General features: G+C 64.0%; 15 protein-coding genes and 1 pseudogene. 6 read left to right on the top strand and 10 right to left on the bottom strand.

The genetic code is table 11. From position 1 onward, the window contains the following. Positions 1-31: 31 nt before the first annotated feature. A complete protein-coding gene (locus GWE18_RS18945; protein ID WP_275187227.1) occupies positions 32-1,720 on the bottom strand; it encodes a winged helix-turn-helix domain-containing protein in 1,689 nt (562 codons plus the stop codon). Positions 1,721-2,003: 283 nt separating this feature from the next. Between GWE18_RS18945 and GWE18_RS18940 the strand changes: the two genes are divergently transcribed. Beyond that, entirely contained in the window at positions 2,004-5,618 is a 3,615-nt protein-coding gene (locus GWE18_RS18940) for an autotransporter domain-containing protein (protein ID WP_275187226.1), read from the top strand. Between the two features lie 391 nt (positions 5,619-6,009). Here GWE18_RS18940 and GWE18_RS18935 read toward each other — a convergent pair whose 3' ends face one another. The 3 genes from GWE18_RS18935 to GWE18_RS18925 form a co-directional block, all read right to left on the bottom strand. Next, complete coding sequence (locus GWE18_RS18935) at positions 6,010-6,393, bottom strand: transcriptional regulator (RefSeq protein WP_275187225.1); 384 nt, start codon at positions 6,391-6,393, stop codon at positions 6,010-6,012. A gap of 9 nt (positions 6,394-6,402) precedes the next feature. After that, the gene (locus GWE18_RS18930) at positions 6,403-6,738 is read right to left on the bottom strand and encodes a type II toxin-antitoxin system HigB family toxin (RefSeq protein WP_275187224.1); all 336 of its coding nucleotides are present in this window, start codon (positions 6,736-6,738) and stop codon (positions 6,403-6,405) included. A 175-nt stretch (positions 6,739-6,913) separates the two neighbouring features. Then, positions 6,914-7,627 carry an SDR family oxidoreductase gene (locus tag GWE18_RS18925; RefSeq protein ID WP_275187223.1) on the bottom strand — a complete coding sequence of 238 codons (714 nt, stop codon included), beginning with the start codon at positions 7,625-7,627 and terminating at the stop codon, positions 6,914-6,916. 549 nt (positions 7,628-8,176) lie between these two features. On the opposite strand from GWE18_RS18925, the pseudogene fabA reads away from it, so the two are divergent. Next, positions 8,177-8,693 (top strand): annotated as a pseudogene (gene fabA / locus GWE18_RS18920) (bifunctional 3-hydroxydecanoyl-ACP dehydratase/trans-2-decenoyl-ACP isomerase). A gap of 353 nt (positions 8,694-9,046) precedes the next feature. On the opposite strand, the gene GWE18_RS18915 reads toward fabA, so the two are convergent. Together GWE18_RS18915 and GWE18_RS18910 are read right to left on the bottom strand one after the other, a co-directional pair. Further along, positions 9,047-10,066: an alpha/beta fold hydrolase gene (locus GWE18_RS18915; protein ID WP_275187221.1), complete on the bottom strand. Its 1,020-nt coding sequence runs from the start codon at positions 10,064-10,066 to the stop codon at positions 9,047-9,049. A 186-nt stretch (positions 10,067-10,252) separates the two neighbouring features. Beyond that, on the bottom strand, positions 10,253-10,957 hold the full coding sequence (locus GWE18_RS18910; protein WP_275187220.1) for a glutathione S-transferase family protein: 705 nt from the start codon (positions 10,955-10,957) through the stop codon (positions 10,253-10,255). Positions 10,958-11,066: 109 nt separating this feature from the next. Between GWE18_RS18910 and GWE18_RS18905 the strand changes: the two genes are divergently transcribed. Then, on the top strand, positions 11,067-11,423 hold the full coding sequence (locus tag GWE18_RS18905) for a helix-turn-helix domain-containing protein (RefSeq protein ID WP_275187219.1): 357 nt from the start codon (positions 11,067-11,069) through the stop codon (positions 11,421-11,423). Here the strand turns inward: GWE18_RS18905 and GWE18_RS18900 are convergent. The 4 genes from GWE18_RS18900 to GWE18_RS18885 all read right to left on the bottom strand — a co-directional run bounded on the left by GWE18_RS18900 (position 11,414) and on the right by GWE18_RS18885 (position 15,811). Beyond that, the gene (locus GWE18_RS18900) at positions 11,414-12,322 is read right to left on the bottom strand and encodes a hypothetical protein (protein ID WP_275187218.1); all 909 of its coding nucleotides are present in this window, start codon (positions 12,320-12,322) and stop codon (positions 11,414-11,416) included. The genes GWE18_RS18905 and GWE18_RS18900 overlap by 10 nt on opposite strands. A gap of 13 nt (positions 12,323-12,335) precedes the next feature. Then, positions 12,336-13,664, bottom strand: coding sequence for an HlyD family type I secretion periplasmic adaptor subunit (locus tag GWE18_RS18895; protein WP_275187217.1), 1,329 nt, complete (start codon positions 13,662-13,664; stop codon positions 12,336-12,338). After that, the gene (locus tag GWE18_RS18890) at positions 13,661-15,394 is read right to left on the bottom strand and encodes a type I secretion system permease/ATPase (protein WP_275187216.1); all 1,734 of its coding nucleotides are present in this window, start codon (positions 15,392-15,394) and stop codon (positions 13,661-13,663) included. The genes GWE18_RS18895 and GWE18_RS18890 overlap by 4 nt, the downstream gene beginning before the upstream one ends. A 132-nt stretch (positions 15,395-15,526) precedes the next feature. Next, positions 15,527-15,811, bottom strand: coding sequence for a hypothetical protein (locus tag GWE18_RS18885; protein WP_275187215.1), 285 nt, complete (start codon positions 15,809-15,811; stop codon positions 15,527-15,529). Positions 15,812-16,006: 195 nt separating this feature from the next. Here GWE18_RS18885 and GWE18_RS18880 point away from each other — a divergent pair, with 195 nt between their 5' ends. From GWE18_RS18880 to GWE18_RS18870, 3 genes are all read left to right on the top strand, one after another. After that, positions 16,007-17,251: an FAD-dependent oxidoreductase gene (locus tag GWE18_RS18880; protein WP_275187214.1), complete on the top strand. Its 1,245-nt coding sequence runs from the start codon at positions 16,007-16,009 to the stop codon at positions 17,249-17,251. Between the two features lie 153 nt (positions 17,252-17,404). Then, positions 17,405-17,833: a CBS domain-containing protein gene (locus GWE18_RS18875; RefSeq protein WP_275187213.1), complete on the top strand. Its 429-nt coding sequence runs from the start codon at positions 17,405-17,407 to the stop codon at positions 17,831-17,833. 188 nt (positions 17,834-18,021) lie between these two features. Then, positions 18,022-18,900 (top strand): SDR family oxidoreductase, encoded by an 879-nt coding sequence (locus GWE18_RS18870; RefSeq protein ID WP_275187212.1) that lies wholly within the window; start codon positions 18,022-18,024, stop codon positions 18,898-18,900. Positions 18,901-18,956: the final 56 nt, after the last annotated feature.

Raw genomic sequence — 18,956 nt, 5'->3', positions numbered from 1 at the left:
CAGCCGTCGATCTTATTGGCGGATGTTTAAATTACCGCTCCGGCAACCCGGCCGCGACATACGCTCGCCCGATCCATTCGCTCGCCGCAAGAAATGTCGGGCTGGCGTTTTTCGGCGGGAGCGCGACGTTGACGAGGTTCGAACCGGGCCGCAACACAAGAGCCTTGTCCATCGCCGCTTTTGCCTCGGCTGGCTGGCCAAGACCCTGGTAAGCGGCCGACAGGAGCATATAGGTGCGTCCTGATGCGGGCGTGATCGCGATCGACCTTTGCAGCCATGGTAACGCGTCTTCGCTGCGGTCCATCAGCAGGTAGGTCATCCCTGCGCCAAGCTTCCAGGTCCAGCGCGACACCTGTGGCGTGTCGAAACGGTCGGCTTGCTTGAACGTTGCCAATGCGTCCTCGAAACGCCCGAGTTGAAGTTGCGCGAGACCGATGTGGTACAGCGCCAATCCGTTCCATGGATCGAAGCTCAGCGTCCGCGCGCAGGCCACCAGGCTCTCGGTGAAATAATTCGTCGCGTTGAGGAAGCGGCAATAGGCTTCGAGTACCGGAATGGAATCGGGCTTGGTGCGCAGCGCGCGTTCCAGCATCGATTTGGCTTTTATCTCCGCCGCTGTGCTGTCCGCAGGGCTGTACCAGACCATCTGAATGCCGCGGAGTTGCAGCGCGGCAAGCGCGACTTGAATGTCGACACTGTCGGGATGATCGCCGAGCGCTTTTTCCAGCATCGTCTGCGCCGCCGCAAGACGCTCTTTGCTGGTTTGGTTGATCTGAGCGGTGGCTTGCTCGACCACGACCTTTGCCGCGCCGTCGGTCGCCGCCGGCTGCGCGCCGGCCTGCACCAGCTCATTGAGGCGCCGCGCCAGCAGATGGCCGAGGCCCGCCGCGAGCCGCGATTGTTGTAGGCCCAAGTCCGTCTCGCCGATCGCGACCGAAACCGGCGCCGACCAGATCACTTCCTGGGTCGCCGTGCGGGTGAGGCGGGCGTGCAGTTCCCATGCCGCGCCGGCCTTCTGCAATTCGCCGCTCAATACGAAGTCCGCTTGCGCCGCGCGCGCCGAGGCGGCCTGCGGCGACGCGCTGCCCGCTTCGGGCGTCGCCACGCGGATCACACGTATATTGTCGATCTTCGCCAGGCCGTCGGCGAGGCGGATCGTGACAGCCGCCGCCGTCGGGACAGCGTCCGCATCGGCGCCGGTGACCGGCATGACGGCGATGGCCGGCGGTCTTTGTTTGAACGTGTCCGGCCCGAACATCGGCGCCGCGATGGCCAGCCCGAGCGCCGCGCCAAGCACCGCGACGGCGGCGAGCGCCATCGGGGCGCTCAGACCGAACGGCCGCCAGGTTTTTGCCGGCGCGGCGGCCGGTGCGACAGCAACGTCTGTAAACGGAATTTGCGGCGGCGTGGCTAGCGCCTTGGTCGACACCTCGGCGTCGAAGAGATAGCCGCGGCCGGACACCAGCTTGACGATCTTGCGGTCCTCGTCGCCCAGCGCGGTGCGAATCTCGCGAATGCACTGAAACAGGCTGTCCTCGCCGACATGGATGTCCGGCCAGACCGCCTCCATCAGCTCCTGTTTGCTGAGGATTTGGCCGGCATTGGCGGCAAGCACCTGCAGCATGGCGAACGGCTTCGGCCGCAGCCTGACCGATTCGCCATCCGGCCCGCGCAGCTCGGCGCGCTGGTGATCGAGTTCAAAACCGGCAAACCGCAGCACGACCCCCTCGTCTCCCAAGCTGCGCCGATAGGAACGGGAAATATCAAGAATTTCCCAAGTTGCGGCGATAGAACGGCAAATATCAGAAAAACTTCAGAAAGTAACCGCCGCCTGGTCAGGACAGCGCGGTGCCCCGGTGCCATGTTGGCGACGCCGCTGACGGGCGGCGCTGGGGGAATTCCGGGTGAAATCGAAGGTGTCTGTGCTGAACCCTGCGGGCCGGGGTGCTGTGGTTCGCCGGTTGCACGCCGCCTTGCTGGCGTCGTCGGCCATGACTGGGGCCATGACCGGCCTCATTTGCGCGCTGCCGGCGGCGGCGCAGGACGCCACCTGGCTGAACGCGCCCGGCAGCGGCAACTTCAACACCGGCGCCAACTGGGACACGGCTACGGTGCCGACCGGCACCGCGTACTTCGACACCTCCGGGACTACCGCCCTGTCGTTCTCGGCCAATACGACACTCGGCGGCTGGACCTTCGACCCTGGGGCGTCGGCCTACAGCTTCACGAACGCATCCCGGACTCTCACGTTCACCGGCGCCGGCATCGTCGTCAACGGCGGCAGCGCCACCATCGGCAACAATGGCACTCTGACCTTCCGAAACACCAGCACTGCCGGCAGCGCCACCATCGCCAACGGCGGCGGCCTGGATTTCAGCGACGCCAGCACGGCGGGCAGCGCCACCATCGCCAACAACTTCTTCCTGAGTTTCTTCCAGGCCAGTTCGGCCGGCAGCGCCGCCATCACCAACAACTACAACCTGCAATTCTACGGCACCAGCACGGCGGGCAGCGCCACCATCGGCAACAATAACATTCTGATCTTCCGAGACACCAGCACTGCCGGCAGCGCCACCATCGCCAACGACGGCGGCCTGGATTTCAGCGACGCCAGCACGGCGGGCAACGCCACCATCGCCAACAACTGGAACCTGATTTTCCGGAACACGAGCACGGCCGGCAGCGCCGCCATTACCAATAACTCCTTCGCGTACTTCTACGACACCAGCACGGCCGGCAGCGCCAACATCACGATGAACAACGGCAGCGGGCTGGTTTTCTTCAACACCAGCACGGCGGGCAGCGCCACCATCGCCAATAACTTCGGTGGCACGCTGTACTTCAACAACACCAGCACCGCTGGTAGCGCCACCATCACCAACAACGGCGGGGGCGCGCTGAATTTCAGGGACACGAGCACGGCCGGCAGCGCCACCATCACCACCAACTTCGGTGGCACGCTGGATTTCAACAACAGTACGGCCGCCAGTGCATCCGTTACCAGCAACGGCACCCTGAATTTCAACAACACCAGCACCGCTGCCAGCGCCACGATCACCACCAACTATCGTCTGTTCTTCAATGACACCAGCACCGCTGGCAGCGCCAGCATCACCAACGCCGGCGACCTGTCCTTCAATGCCACCAGCACGGCGGGCAGCGCCACCATCAGCAACAATGCCTACCTGAACTTCCTAAACACCAGCACTGCCGGCGGTGCCGCCATCACAAACAACAACGTCATGAATTTCACCGACACCAGCACCGCCGCCAACGCCACGATCAACAACACCGCGAGCGTGAACTTCAACGGCACCAGCACGGCCGGCAGCGCGTCGATCACCAACAACAACACCCTGTTATTCGCCGGCACCAGCACGGCCGGCAGCGCCACCATCACCAACGGCTTTAGCATGAATTTCTACAACACCAGCACGGCCGGTGGCGCCAGCATCGCCAACAACTTCGGCAGCATCGGTTTCTTCAACAGCAGCAAGGCCGGCACCGCCACAATCACCAACAACGGGGGCAACGTCGCCTTCAGCGACACCAGTTCCGCCGAGAATGCCACCATCACCAATGACAGCAGCGTCCTGGATTTCAACGGCACCAGCACGGCTGGCAGTGCCACCGTCATCAACACTGCCGGCGGCAGCACCCGATTTTGGGACACTGCCAGTGGCTGCAGCGCACGCTTCATCACCAACGCCGGCAGCTCGTTCGATATCTCCGGCCTGACGGCATCGGGAACGGTCGCCGGCTCGATCGAGGGCGCAGGCAGCTATCGCCTCGGCGACAAAACGCTCACCGTCGGCGGCAACAATCTGTCCACAACTGTCAGCGGAGTCATTGCGGACGGCGGCACGGGCGGCGGCACCAGCGGTTCGCTAGTCAAGACCGGTACCGGCACGCTGACGCTTTCGGGCACCAATGCCTATACCGGCGCGACGACCGTAGACGGCGGAACCCTGGCGGTGAACGGCTCGATCATTTCGTCGAGCGGCGTCACCGTGAACAACGGCGGCACGCTGGGCGGCACCGGCATTATCGGGGCAACGACGATTGCAAGCGGCGGCGCGCTGGCGCCCGGCAACTCGATTGGCACGCTCACGGTCAACGGCAATCTGACCTTCAATGCCGGCGGCTTCTACACGGTAGAGGTCTCGCCGACCGCGGCCGACCGCACCAATGTCACCGGCACGGCGACCTTGACCGGCGCGACGGTGCAGGCAATTGCCTTGCCCGGCAGCTTCCGCGCGCAGACCTACACCATTCTCAATGCGACCAGCGGCTTCGGTGGTACGCAATTCGCCGGCATCACGGGCAGCAGCTTCGCGCCCGGCGCGCGCAACCCGCATCTGACCTACGACGCGAACAACGTCTTTCTCGTGCTCGATCCCGGCACCATCCAGATTCCGGCCAGCGCGCGCGGCAACGAGGTCAATGTTGCAGGCGGCATCAACAAGGCGGTCGAGAGCGGCGCGACGCCGCCGGCGGCGTTCGATGCGCTGCTCAACATGACCGGCGCGCAGCTTACCAATGCGCTCAACCAGGTGTCGGGCCAGCCCGCCACCGGCGCCGCGACCAGCGGCACGCAGATGACGACGTCGTTCCTCACGCTGCTGCTCAACCCGTTCGGCGGCACGCCGGGCAGCAATCCCGGCACGCTCGGTTATGCGCGCAGCTTCGGCGCCGGCGACAAGCCGCTGTCGTCGGAGGTTGCCAACGCTTATGCCGCGGTGACGCCAAGGGATGCGGTGGCCAATACCGGCCAGCGCTGGGGCCTGTGGGGGCAAGGCTACGGCGGCTACAACCGGGCCAGCGGCGACGCGGCGCTCGGGACCAACACCACCACGGCCCAGAGCTTCGGCTTCGCCGGCGGCGCGGATTATCGCGTGTCGGCCAATACGCTGGTTGGCTTTGCGCTCGCCGGCGGCGGCACAAGCTGGGGTCTCTCGCAAGGCCTTGGCGGCGGCAAGAGCGACGTGTTCCAGACCGGTGTCTACGGCTCGTATTCGTTCGGCGCGCTCTACGTCTCCGCGGCGCTGTCCTATGCCTGGCACGACATGAGCACCGATCGCGCGGTCACCGTCGCCGGCACCGACAAGCTCGCGGCGAGCTTCGACGCGCACAGCTTCGGCGGCAGGGTGGAAGCCGGCTACCGCATCCCGACGCCGTGGCTGGGCATCACGCCTTACGCGGCCTTGCAGGTGCAGAAATTCCGCACGCCGACCTACAGCGAGAGCGCGACGTCGGGCTCCAATGCCTTCGCGCTGAGCTATGACGCACGCTCGACCACGGCAACCCGGACCGAGCTCGGTAGCTGGTTCGACAACGTGATCGCGCTCGATCGCGGCCATGTGCTGACTTTGCGCACCCGCGCCGCCTGGGCGCACGACCATTCCAGCAATCCGTCGATGGGCGCCGTGTTCCAGACGCTGCCTGGCTCGAGCTTCACCGTCAACGGTGCGCAGTCTGCGGCGAACTCGGCGCTGCTCTCGGCCGGCGCCGAGCTGCGGCTCGCCAATAGCTGGTCGGTCGGCGCCAGGTTCGACGGCGAGTTCGCAAGCCGCTCCCAGACCTATGCCGGCACCGGGACGGTGCGATACGCGTGGTAACGATAGTCGGGAATGAACGGCGCAGGGTCGTTGGGGTATCGGGGTTGGGGTCTTGAGTTCAAACACTGCGCAGGCACGCGGGCGATGTCTCCGTGCGCGTCAATTGAAAGACCAGCCGTCAAACATGCGCGGCTAACAAAACTTATATAGTAATTTCAATTATATAAGAGTTCACAGTTTTATTCTGAGTGGCGCGCCAGTTTACGATTTTGCACGATATCGTTGGCAGGCGGCCGAAATTGCCGCATCTAGGCGTCGGCGCCGCCCGATAGCTACCCTCCGTCGACGCGACCGACAGCCATGCTAATCCGCTAGCCCTAAGACGAACGCCAAAGCAATCCCGACCCGAGCCATGTCTCTCGCGCGTGTCATTGAACCGATGTCCAGCGGGTCAGGCGGCTCGTTCGGTCTTGTAAGGACGAACAAGAAGGTCAGCCGGGATTTTCCACGCTTCACCGACCTTGTGAATCATCTCGACCGTGAGCGCTCGCCGACGCGAAAGAACCTCCGACGCACGCGAGCGCGAGCCCAGAAGTTCTGCCAGTTCGGCCTGGGTATCGCCGAATTCGTCTATGGCATACCGGAGCACGTCGATAGGATCGAAGGTCTCGTCGATCTCGATCGGCCATCGCTTGGCCTCGTAGATTTCGACGAGCGCGAGGAGCACATCAAGCTTGTCGCCCTCCTCCGTACCCTCCGGTGCGCCCCAACAGGCCTCAATCGCTGCGAGCGCTGCGCGGTGATCTTGATCTGTGCGAATCGGCCGGATGTCCATGTGATCTCCTTAGAACTGCGACACCTTCAATGCATCGATGCGATCATATTCCGCGTGGGTGCCGATGAACTTCACAAAGGCGATCTGCCGACGAAAATCGAAGGCGGCCACCAAGCGATAGTTTCCTCCTGCGACCTCAAACCTCACACGCTCGCGGTTCAGCACTTTGGCTTTCGGAGCCGCCTTCTGGACTTGATCAGTCGATGTCCATTGCGCGCCTCTTACGATCGCGTGCCAGCGTTCAAGCGAGACCTTTGCTCCTGCATCATAGCGCCACGGCGAAAAAATAGTGCCCATCTTCATCGGCCCGTGGCGCGCCACCTTGGTACAAACTGCGAACGCCAAAGCCCGCCGTTTCTACGCCTGCAGCAGCGACAAGAGGCCGCAAAGTTCGGTTTTCGAGCCCATGATTCGGACCTCGCGACCATCAGCCACCGCACGCGCTGAGCCAGTACGCGCAAATGGTCGCGTCGGCCCGTTGTCATTGCAACCGCTCCTTCTCTTGTGATGCGGCTCCCGGTCAATCTGGCCTGAGCCGCTCGAAAAGCCGGCTCCAACTCTGCTGCCTGGGCCCACTGCCCCACACAATCTCAAAAGTCGTCCTTGATGCGCGGGGATGTTCCATCGCCTCGACGAACGCGTCGGCGACATCTGCGCGGGCAATATGGTTGCGAAACGCCAGCGGCAGGGCGCCCTGGCTGACATTGATTGCATGCTCGCCGCCGGGCCGATCAAGAAGGAAGCCGACGCGTATGATCGTGTAGTCCAAGCCGCTGGAGCGGATTTTGTCTTCGACGCGCCGGCGCCAGACCAACGTATTCCTCTTGAGCAGGTTGATCAGAAAGCCCGCCAGCGAGCGCTTCTCGATCCCGATCGTGTTCAGATAGACGAAGCGGCCATGGAAACCGGCGCTTCGCGCAGCTGCAAGCGTGTCGATGACGCCGTCATAGTCCGTCGCCCTGACTAGGCTTTCCGGCGCATACCGTCCGCTCGGCGCGCCGGCAGTGAAGATGATGTGATCCACATCTCGCAACGCGGGAGGAAGCGTGTCCTCTTTCGTGAGATCGCCAGCGACCACCTCAAACGTGGGACCCAGTTTGTTTGAAACTCCAGCAGGATCGCGCGCCAGTACACGGACCGCATAGCCTCGTTCATGCAGCAGCCGGGCGATCAGAAGTCCAACGCCCCGCGTGCCGCCAATAACAAGAATCCGACTCTTTCCCGCGCCGCCCATAGAGCCTCCGGCTCAAGCACTATTCGCAGCGTCCATCGCATCGCGGTGAGAAGGCGCCAGCGATCCGCACCCGCCGCAATGTGAGTCCAGTTTGCTTGGCGAGTCAGACAGAATTCAGGCCCTTCGGGCGAAATACCCTGCGGGCACAAGCCAGCGGAGTGCCTCGGGCGAAGCCCAAAGGTGCGGCAGCTTGGATATTGTCTGGCTCTGGGCCGCGCTCGCGCGTTCCATAGCATTTCATCATAGTGCTACGGCGAAGCAGTAGTGCCCATCTTCATCGGCCGTGGCGCGCCACTTTACGATTTTGCACGATGCAGTGCGATTTCGCCGCCATTGTTGTATGGCTCTTGAACCAGGCGACGATATCGGCATCGAGCCGAATGCATAGCGTCAAGAGCTTTGCTTACTTTGCCGGCGCCTCGGGCGCTTCTGTTCCGGTGGCCGGAGCCCTGTGCCTGCCACCTGGCTCTGGCGTCGACAAAGCGGCCGTGACAAGACCGTGTGACGTTCAGCGGCCGTCGGCTAAACATCCTCGGAGGTGACATGGGCTTGTCTAACCCTCGCGACTTTCATGCTCCGCAATCGTCCTACACAAAGGAAGATCTGCTCAAATCGAGCGAGGGCGGCTATTTCGGCCCGGGCAATGCTCAGTTGCCGGCGCCGCCCATGCTGATGATGGACCGCATCATCGAGATCAGCGTGGACGGCGGCGAATTCGGCAAGGGCCATGTCATCGGTGAGCTGGATATCACGCCGGACCTCTGGTTCTTCGAATGGCACTTTGCCGGCGATCCGGTGATGCCGGGATGTCTGGGTCTGGACGCCATGTGGCAGATCATCGGCTACTGGCTTGGCTGGTCGGGCTCACGCGGTCGGCGTCGGCGAGGTGAAATTCCGGGGAGACATTAAGCCGGACGTCAAGTGCGTGCGATACGAGGTCAGCATGCGCCATGTCAGGCGCGGCAAACTGGCTGTTGGAATTGCCAACGGCCGCGTATTTGCCGACGGTATCTGCGTCTATGTCGCCAAGGATATGAGAGTCGGACTGATAGCGTCGGCGATCTGATATGCCTGTTACTGTATTGGCCTTGTAGATCGGCTGTTCGCGATGTCGCCGGGGGACCATGTCGTCAGATTTCGTTCTTGTCGCAGGACCTCTGGTCCGCGCATCGAGCTGGGAGCCAACGGCCAAACATCTGCGGCAGGCGGGATCGTGGGATCATATCCCAGCCAGCTTCATTCAAACTTCAAGGATTTATGATCATGCAGCCGAAGAAGCGCGGCGACGCGGCTGGCCGGTTACGAGCCTGCAAGGCACGCATCTCGATCCCACACTCCGTCCGCTAGAGACGGCGGAGGCGATACTTTCAATGTCGCGTCGGCTTCGGGCGGCCCAATAGTCCTTTGCGAAAACCTGGCTCACGCCGCCGAGGTGTCGATCGAACGGCGGATCACCTGACGCACCTCTGCATTGGACAGGAACAGGTCGTGGTTGATGACGCCCCAGCCGGACTCGGACGCATCGATGACGCGCACCCCGAGCTGCTCGATCGCGGCCTTCTCGGCGGCGCCGACCCGCGTCATTCCACCGGCGAGCCGCCCCGACAGCGCCAGCGCACGGTCGTTCGTTGCGGTGATGACGGTGATCTTGCGGGTGAGCGGGCCGATGCGTTGGGTCGCCGACGAGAACACGTCCATGTCGATGTCCGGTGAGGCGAACACCACGGCTCCGATCTTGTCGGCGACGCTGTCGCCATATCGCGCGTAGAGCTGACGCAGGCCTTCGAGCGTTAGCATCGTGCCCATGCTATGCGCGACGATGTGAACGCGGCCGGCGCCCGGCGTCGTGACGACGGACTGGAGCACGCGCTCGAAGGCGTCGCGCGAGTACATCGCGCTGTCGCGGTCATAGGCGTAATCGAACAGTCCGGCCTTGGAGGGCCAGGCGAACACCATCGTCTGGCCGCGGAACCGGACGCCATCGGCGAGCTGCGCGGCATCGAGCGCCGCCGTCTCGAATGTGTTCTTGAAGCCGTGGACGTAGATCAGGACGTCTGACCCGCTGCCCTGCCCGAGAAGGTTGCTGACGTCTCCGGCCACCGGCTCGACGCCCTCGAGACGCCAACCGCCGATCCCGGCTGCGGCGAGCGAGAAGCGGTTGTCGCCGGGCGCCGCCAGCTTCGCCCGTCCGACCGTCATCGCCGAAGCCCGCTCCGGCCCGAACCACGGCTTCGCTCGCCCGCCGTTCACCGGCTTGCGCGTGGTCGCGACCAGCAATGTCGGTTCCACTGAAAGCGACGACGCATCGTAGCGACCACCCGTCGCGCCCAAGCCGGCGCATCCGCCGAGCGCGAGCAGGCTGGCCGAGGACGCAATGCCGCGCAGGAACGCGCGGCGGGATGCAGATGACTCGTGTTGCAGCAAATGTTGGACGATCACGCAGGACCTTTGGGAACTCTGTCCCCCACAGGATCCGCCCCGCTGGCTTCGTGGATCACGATGGCGGCGAGAAAAGGGCGGCGGCGCTTGGAACCGGAACACAGCCGAGCGCCGCCGCTTTCAAAAATGATGTCCGCGAACAGGATCAAGTATGACCGAGGACAATGTTGCTACGCGCGTTGACGTTCAGCCGCCGTACCGCTCGATTACCTCTGCAAGTGGGATATGACCGACACAAGCGCCCGTTCCAGAACGGATGCTGCCATCTTCCAATGCCATTGCATAAATGACGGCAGGGTCGGCCTCGATGCGTCGACGCACAGCAGCGAGTTTTGGCCAGCGTGCTGGATCCGCAACTTGATGGAAATCGAGCCATCGCGCGACGCCGACCAGAATGCCGTCGGCCAGCGTCGGGTGCTCACCAATGAGAAAAGACTGATCCCCGATCATGCTCTCGAGCTTGTCATGCCGTTCGATGACACGCGCCGCGCCGAACTCACGCAGCGATGCCTGCATTTGAGGGTTCGGCTTCGCCATCTCCAGCGCAGCCCATAGCGGCGAGAAGGCGCCGGTGAAGCCCGTGTTAACAAAGCCGATCAACTGGTGCATTCGGTCTGCTTCCGGCGAAAGCGGTGCGAAGCTGATGCGCCGCTCGCTGTCCCTCGCCTCGAGCCAGGCGGCGATAGCCATCGTCTCGGTCAGCACCCGCCCCGCATCCGTGATCAGGACCGGTGTTTCATGCCGGGCATTGATGCGGGCATAGGAAGCGTCGCGCATCTCGCCGAGCATATCGACCCGGCATAGGCGATAGGGTTTGCCAAGCCATTCGAGAGCGGCGACAAGGCCCATGGAGCTTCCGACCGGGAAGCCATAAACAAGAATCGGTTCCATTCACATGTTCTCCGTGATTTCTGCTGATCACGCTGCGCAGCGTGGCTGGAACCTAAGCATCTCCGCGCCCAAGTAAATTACGCACCTTTTGGTAACCACGAGTAATCAGATGAAAGACCTTGTCTCCCGCTGCCCCATCGAAGAGGTGATGCAGATCATGAGCGGCCGCTGGCCCACTCTGCTGATCTACTATCTGAAGCAGGGCACGAAACGCTTCAGTGACCTGCGCAGGGATAACCCCACCATCTCGCACAAGATGTTGACCCTTGAGCTTCGCAAGCTGGAGGACGCCGGCATCGTCGAGCGCACTGAATTCGAGGGATATCCGCTGCGCGTGGAATATGATCTGACCTCGGCTGGTCTCAAACTCGTGCCGCTGCTCGATGCCCTGGGTAACTGGTGGGAAGCAGTTGAGGCCGGTGCGGCTCACGCCAGCACGTCGCCGGTCAAGCTTGCTCAGAAATGATGCACACCCAGCGCTGAGAATGCGCCGTCGTGCGGCTCGTGGCCATCCATGGTTGGCTGGCCGAGAAAGCCGAGCTGCAGCGGCATCGGATGCAGCAGCGATGTCGGAATGGCGCCTGTGGTGTCTAGCAGCGACGCGCCATGCGAGGTGGTGTCGGAGGCGTCCGCCGGGCTGAGCGCCGGACCGACAAGATCTCCGACCAGCGGCCCGAGTACGCCCGTGCTTGGCGCGTCATGGGTGCTGCCGATGAGGGTGCCGAGCAGGCCATCGGTGAGATGACTGACGGTATCAGTTACGGTCGAGGTCAGTTGCGTCGCCGTGGCACTCAGGCTCGCGATCGTGCTCGATACCGTTGCAAGCGCCGTGTCCACAATGCCGGTGACGGTGTCAGCGATACTATGAACGGATGCGCCGAGATCGAGCGATGGTGGCGCGATGCTGTCGCTAGCTGTGTTGTTTGTGCTCGCCGATGGCGCGTGGTCTATCGACGCGGTGACAATCGATGGTGCCGGCGACGATTCCGTGATGAGCACTTTGGCCGACGATGTGTCGTCGACGATGACGCTTGCATCCTGCGGCGGGACCGCCGCCACGGCATCGGCATGAATTGCGGGTGAAAGACCCGCTGCCGGCATGTCGATCGTGACGGCGTGCTGGTCCTCGTAAGCAACCGGCCCGGCATCGGCCGGCGTTACTGCCGCGGCCTCTGAATGCGCCTGCGGAACGGGCGACTCCGTCGCGCGTGACTGCCCCTCGTGCTCCATGCGGTGCAGCACGGTGTCGGCATCGTTGAGAAGGCCGAGCAGCATGGTGGCGAAAGCGACGGACTCGGTTGCCGAGATATGACGGCTGCGTTCGGCTTCGTCGGAGCGGCGGGCATTCTTTTCGGATTCGGCCATGGCCACCTCCTCGTCAGCGTTCGCGGAACGCGCGGGTGATCTCGTCGCGCAGCGGACCGAGCAGATATTCGAATAGCGTGCGCGGACGCGTCGGCACGATCACCTCGGCCGGCATGCCGGCCTGCAGGTCGATGCGCGACTTCTTGACGTCATTGGGATCAAGCGCGACCTCGACGGCATAATAGCCCTGGTCAGACTTGTCGTCGGTCAGGCGGTCGGCGGACACCGTGTGCACGGTGCCATAGAGCCGGGGGCGCTCGATATAGTTGACGCCGGTGAGCTGCACTTCGGCGCGGTGGCCGACGGCGACGTCGTTGATGTCGGACAGCTTCAGCTTCGCAGCGGCGATCAGCGGATTGTCGGTCGGCACGATGTCCATGAGCCGCGCGCCGGGCTGGATCACGCCGCCCTCGGTGAAGACGTCGAGGCCGACCACGGAGCCGGTCGCCGGCGCAGTAATCCGCGTGCGGGTCATGACGTCGGTGGCGGCATCGATCTTGGGCGTCAGCTCGGCGAGCTTGTTTTCGGTCGCGCGCAACTGGTCGGTGATTTCGCTCATTCGCGCGCGCTCCACCCTGGCGAGCTCAAGATCGTTCTGCGCGATCTGCTGCTGCATGCCGGCGATGCTGGCCTGCTGCGCGCCGATATCGGCCTGCAGCCTGGCGTCTTCACGCTGCAGGGCGAGGATGCGGGTCTTCGGCGTATAACCCTGCGCGAACAGATGCTGCGCGCCGTTCATCTCGTCCGTCAGCAGCTCCCGCTGCTTCTCGGTGCCGGCGAGCTGCGCCTGCGTACCCGCGATCTGCGCTTCCAGTTCCTTGATCTTGCCGCGCAGCACCGCCGTCTCGGCCGCGAACTGGTGTTTTCGCGCCGCCATCATCGCCGTCTCGTTGGCCATCGCCTGGCGCACGGCTGATAGCTCGCTGCGCGCGCGGAGACCTTCGTCGAAATCCGGCGCATCGCTCTTGTCACGTTCCGCCATTAACCGCGCACGGGCGGCCAATGCAGCGTCGCGATCGGCGGTGAGCACGTCGAGCTTGGCGCGCGGGTCGCTGTCGTCGAGCCGGATCAGGAGCTGACCCTTTTCGACGCGCGCGCCGTCGCGCACCATAAGCTGGCGCACGATGCCGCCATAGGGGTGCTGCACGCTCTGGCGGCGGCCTTCGACCTGGAGGTTGCCGTTGGCGATCGCCGCGCCGGAGATCGGCGCGAGCGTTCCCCACATCGTCATCGCGGCCGCGAACGCCGCGACCACGCCACCGCCGAGCAGCGCCGGCCGTCCGGGCAGCGCATAGCGCGCGCGGTCGCGCATCGGGCTGAGGCCATTGTCGATTGCGGTCATAATGCGCGCCCCGCGGCGGCCTGCTGCAAGGCGTGATAGACATCACCCGGAGGCCCGAGCATGTCGAGCATGCCGCCCCGCAGCACCATCATGACGTCGACGATGTCGAGGATGGTGGTCCGGTGCGTGATCACGATGACGGTCGCGCCCTCGCTCTTGGCCTGCAGCAGCGCCACCTTCAGCGCTTCTTCGCCGGGGGCATCGAGGTTGGCGTTGGGCTCGTCGAGCACGAGCAGCGGCGGACGCCCGAGCAGCGCGCGCGCCAGCGCCAGACGCTGGCGCTGCCCGCCGGACAGGCCGACGCCGCCGGGACCCAACCGAGTGTCGTATTGCTTCGGCAGGTCGAGCACCATCTCATGAATGCCGGCGCGCTTGGCGGCGTCGATGATCTCCTCCGTCGAGGCGTCGCCGAAGCGGGCGATGTTCTCGCGCACGGTGCCGGCGAACAGGCCGACGTCCTGCGGCAGGTAGCCGACATGGCGGCCGAACTCGAGCGGATCCCAATGGCTGTAATCGAGCCCGCCGAAGCGCAATCGTCCGTCGGCCGGTGCGATGGCGCCGACCAGAAGGCGGGCCAGCGTGCTTTTGCCGGAGCCGCTCGGGCCGACGATGCCGAGCGCCTGGCCGCCGCCAAGCTCGAACGTCAGGTCCCTGATGACGGGCTCCTTGCGCGCCGGCAGCAGGCAGCGCAGTTCACGCACCTCGATCGTATTGCGCGCCCGCGGCACGATGGTGTGCGGCGGCGTCAGGTCGATCTCGGCGAGTAGCTCGCGGACTTCCGCATAGGCCTCGCGTGCGCCGATGAACTGCTTCCAGGTGCCGACCGCCTGCTCCACCGGGACCAGCGCGCGGCCCATCACGATGCTGGCGGCGAAGATGGTTGCCGGCGTGATGGCGTGGTCGATCGCAAGCCAGGCGCCGGTGCCGAGCATCAGCGATTGCAGCAGCAGGCGGAAGAAGCGGATCGAGGAGGTCATCACCGCGTTCTTGTCGCTGGCCTGCGCCTGCTGCACCAACATCGATGATCGCTGGCTCTGCCAGTTGCGCTCCACCGCCGGCTGCATGCCCATCGCGCGGATCACGTCGGCGTGGCGCAGGATGTTTTCGGTGAACACGTAGGACTGGTTGCCGGCGGCCTCCGCCTGCTTCATCGGCTCGCGGGTCATCACCTCGTTGAGGCCGGCGAGCCCGAGCAGCAGCACGGCGCCAATGGTCGCGACGATGCCGAGCAGCGGATGGATGAAGAACAACAGCATGAGATAAATCGGGATCCACGGCAGGTCGAACGCGAAATAGATGCCTGGACCGGTCACGAAGGTGCGGAACTGGTCGAGATTGCGCAATTGCTGCGCGCCGCGCGAAGCGCCGCGTTGCGCCGAGCGCACCACCAGCGCCTCGAACACGCGTGCCGACAGCTCCATGTCGAGGCGGATGCCGCAGCGGATCAGGATGCAGGAGCGTACCGCGTCCAGCGCCGCCATGGTGAGCAGCGCGATCGCGAGAATCAAGGTGAGGAGGACGAGCGTGGAAACGTTCTCGTTGAGCAGGACACGGTTGTAGACCTGCATCAGATAGAGCGGTGAGCTCAGATAGAGCAGGTTGATGCCGCTGGAGAACAGCCCGGCCCAGAGGAAGTGCGGCCACAGCGCGACCAGCGCCTGGCGAACGTCATCGATCCGCCGCGCCGGCGCGACGGAATCGTCAAGAGCGGTCAGCGCGCCCGTAGGCATTCGGCGATCACCTTGGCCATGGTTGATATGATGCTGCGCGATCTACTCGTGCAGTGCAGGCGGCCATGACATGGCGTGGGGATGCGTTCCCCACGCCGCGCGTTTTCGAAAATGTCTGTACTCAAATTGGAGTTAGACGAGGCCGTTGAGCAGGCCGCCGGCATCGAGCTGGCCGACGTCGGCGCTGGCACCGACCAGGGTCGGTGCGGAAACCGAGGCATCGATACCGTCGAGCCCGGCGGAGAGGTCGATGCTCGGGCTGGTTTCAATCAGCGCGCCGAGATCGAGCGTGTTCGACAGATCCGCCGTGCCGCCGGCGCTGGCAGAGGCGCTACCGCTTGCGCCGCCAAGGACGCCGGTGGCGGTTCCAAGCAGGCCATCGACGGTACCAAGCACGTTTCCGAGTAGTGCAGCCATATAGTCAACTCCTATGAAGGTTGGCTGGAATGCGACGAACGTCGCGGTGCACAAAGCCACGGCAACCGAAAAGGTTGCGGACTCACATGCGGCCTTTTGGTGATCATTTGTTGGGAGGGGAACCTTCTAGTGTTGCCGGTCGGCGGCGGGCCGAGCATGATGTGAAATCTCCTTGGGGAAGTGTCTGGAAAATCGATGTCGGAAGACAAAGCGGATGTCGTGGTGCTCGGCGCGGGCATCGTCGGCGTATCGACGGCCTACGCCGCACGGCAGCGCGGAATGTCGGTCGTTCTGATCGACCGCCGCGAGCCGGGAAGCGAAACCTCATACGGCAATGCCGGCATCATCAGCAGCGGCTCGATCACCCCGCTCAACAATCCGTCGCTGTGGGAGGCGCTGCCGAAATACCTGACCAACCGCCACCCGGCATTGCGGTGGAATCCGCTTTGGGCGGTGCAGAACGCGAACTGGGTCGCGCGCTTTCTGGCCGATTCGGCTGCATCGCGTTTCAGGCCGCGGGCGGCCGCGTTGCACGGATTGATCGGCGCATCGGCAAGATTGCATCGGGAATGGATCGTGAAAGCGGAAGTGGGACATCGCATCCGCGAGACCGGCTGGCTGAAGGCGTGGCGCAGCGATGCCGCCGCGGTGGCGAAGCAGGAGCAGGCCCTGCTGGCCGAATACGGCATCGCCAGCGAGTTGCTCGACCGCCAGGCCATCTCCGCGCTCGAGCCCGATATCGTGCCCCTCTATAAAGTGGGCCTGCTGCACACCCAGACCGCCTCGGTCGATTCGCCGGGCGCAGTGGTCAAGGCCTATGCTCGGATGTTCGCGAGTGCGGGCGGCGATGTCAGGCAGTCGGATATCAAGGCGATCGTGCCTGAGGGCGACCACTGGCGGGTGCTGCTGGCCGCCGGCGAGATTTCGGCGCGCCATGTCGTGGTCGCACTGGGACCCTGGTCCGCGGAAATTTTACGGCCGCTCGGCTATCGCGTGCCGCTCGCGTTTGAACGCGGCTATCACCGCGAATTCAAGCCGAACCCGGCACGTTCGTTACGGCGTCCGATCTATGACATCGATGGCGGTTTCATCGTGACCCCGATGGAGCAGGGCATTCGTGTCACCTCAGGCGTCGAACTGACCGGCCGCGATGCGCCTTCCTCGTTCGCCCAGCTCGATCAGGTCGTTCCGCTCGCGCGCGGCGTAATCGAATTCGGCGATGCCGTCGGCGAAACATGGCGAGGCTCGCGCCCGACGCTGCCCGACAGCCTGCCGATGATCGGTCCGGCGCCGCGGCATGCCGGGCTGTGGCTCGCCTTCGGCAACCAGCACATCGGCTTCACCACCGGTCCCGCGACCGGCGCCGCCATCGCCGCCATGATCAGCGGCGCGGCCGCGCCCTACGACGTCACGCCGTTCGCACCAGCCCGCTACATCTGACCTGACCAGAGTGGAACGCTCTTCGACTCCGGATCGCCGGAAAGACGCGTTGCCGCGCCCCGGCCGGCGCCTTCAGTGGTTCCCCGAAGGTCCCCGAAACAACCCCAAACTGCCGGCGTTATCTTGCAGGTTCGTTAGCATCAGGAGACCACCATGCAGGTCCAGGAAATCATGACGCCGACGGTACGCATCGCGGATCCCAATATGACCATTCGTGATGCCGCAAAGTGCATGAGGGGCGATAATGTCGGCGCCCTGCCGGTCGGCGAGAACGATCGTTTGATCGGTATGGTCACCGACCGGGATATCGTGGTGCGAGCGGTTGCCGAAGCGCGGTCGCCCGGTAACACGACGGTTCGAGAGGTGATGTCCGAAGGCATCTGCTACTGCTTCGGCGATGATGATGCCGAAGCCGCCGCGCAAGTCATGGCCAAGCATCAGGTGCGGCGCCTGCCTGTTCTCAACCGAGACAAGCGGCTCGTCGGGGTCATCGCGCTGGCCGATCTCGGCCGCGCCGAGGACGAAGCGGCGCAGGGCGCGCTGAAGGACATCTCGCAGCCGACTGCGAAGGAGCGCCGATAAAGTATCTGCCCCACGCAGCTTCAGTCGCAAGGTCAAATCAGGCGTTGCCTGAACGACCTGCCGGTTCGGGCGCCGTCTCTTGATGAGCTGCGGCATCCGGCAGCCATCGGTGCCGCACCCGTAGTTGTGGAACACCGCTTGTGCGACGGAGTTCAAGGCTTGGATCAACGCAAGCGGAGACAGCAACGATGGCCGGCAGGCTGGAAAGCAAGATAGCAATCGTGACGGGGGCGGGGACCGGTATCGGCGAAGCCATCGCGCACAAATTCGCAAGAGAAGGCGCGAAAGTCGTGGCCGCCGGGTTGCCCGACGATCCTGTGGATGATGTCGTCCGGGCGATCCGCGAGCGCGGTGGTGTGGCTGAATCCTTTCTCGGCGATCTCGCTGATGAAGTAGACGCCCAGGCCTGCGTCGCTCTGGCGGCGGATGCATTTGGCGAGATCGACATTCTCATCAACAACGCCGGCGTGTTTCCTGAAATCGCGGAATGCCAGGATCATTCGGTCGAGATGTTCGATTATGTTGTCCGGAACAACATCCGTTCCGCGTTCCTGATGACCAAGTTCGCGCTGCCGCATCTTCGACGTTCGCACGGTGTCGTGATCTCGACCGGTTCGGAAGCCGGCGAGATGGGCGAGCCGACGGCGGCGCCCTATGGCGGCTCCAAGGGGTTTCTGCACGCCTTCATGCGCGGCGTCGCCTACGAGCAGGGCAAGTACGGCGTGCGTGCGCTTTGCGTGTGCCCGGGCCCGATCGACACGGCCTGGACGCACAAGGAAACGGGACCAATGGATGCGCAAATGGAAAAGCAGACCGTTGCCGGCACTGTACTCGGCCGGCGCGGCACGCCCGAGGAGATGGCCAATGTATTCGCCTTCGCGGCCTCGGATGAAGCGAGTTTCCTGACGGGAACGCTGATATTTGCCGACGGCGGAACCACGATTGCAAAAGGCGGCCCGGGAGAAATGGTAAAGAGCTTTGTGAGAGAGCAGCCAAAGCCCACGCTCGACCTTAAGCACTCGCACGACGGCCTGAAAGGCAAACCTGTCGAGAATCGCATGCACTAGAGCATGCACTGGAAAGGACTCCGCACGACGTCTTCCGCCCCCGGGGTTCCGACCCT

Source organism: Bradyrhizobium sp. CSA112 (assembly GCF_029051645.1).
Classification (GTDB): domain Bacteria; phylum Pseudomonadota; class Alphaproteobacteria; order Rhizobiales; family Xanthobacteraceae; genus Bradyrhizobium.
This window is presented reverse-complemented; position numbering and strand designations above follow the sequence as displayed.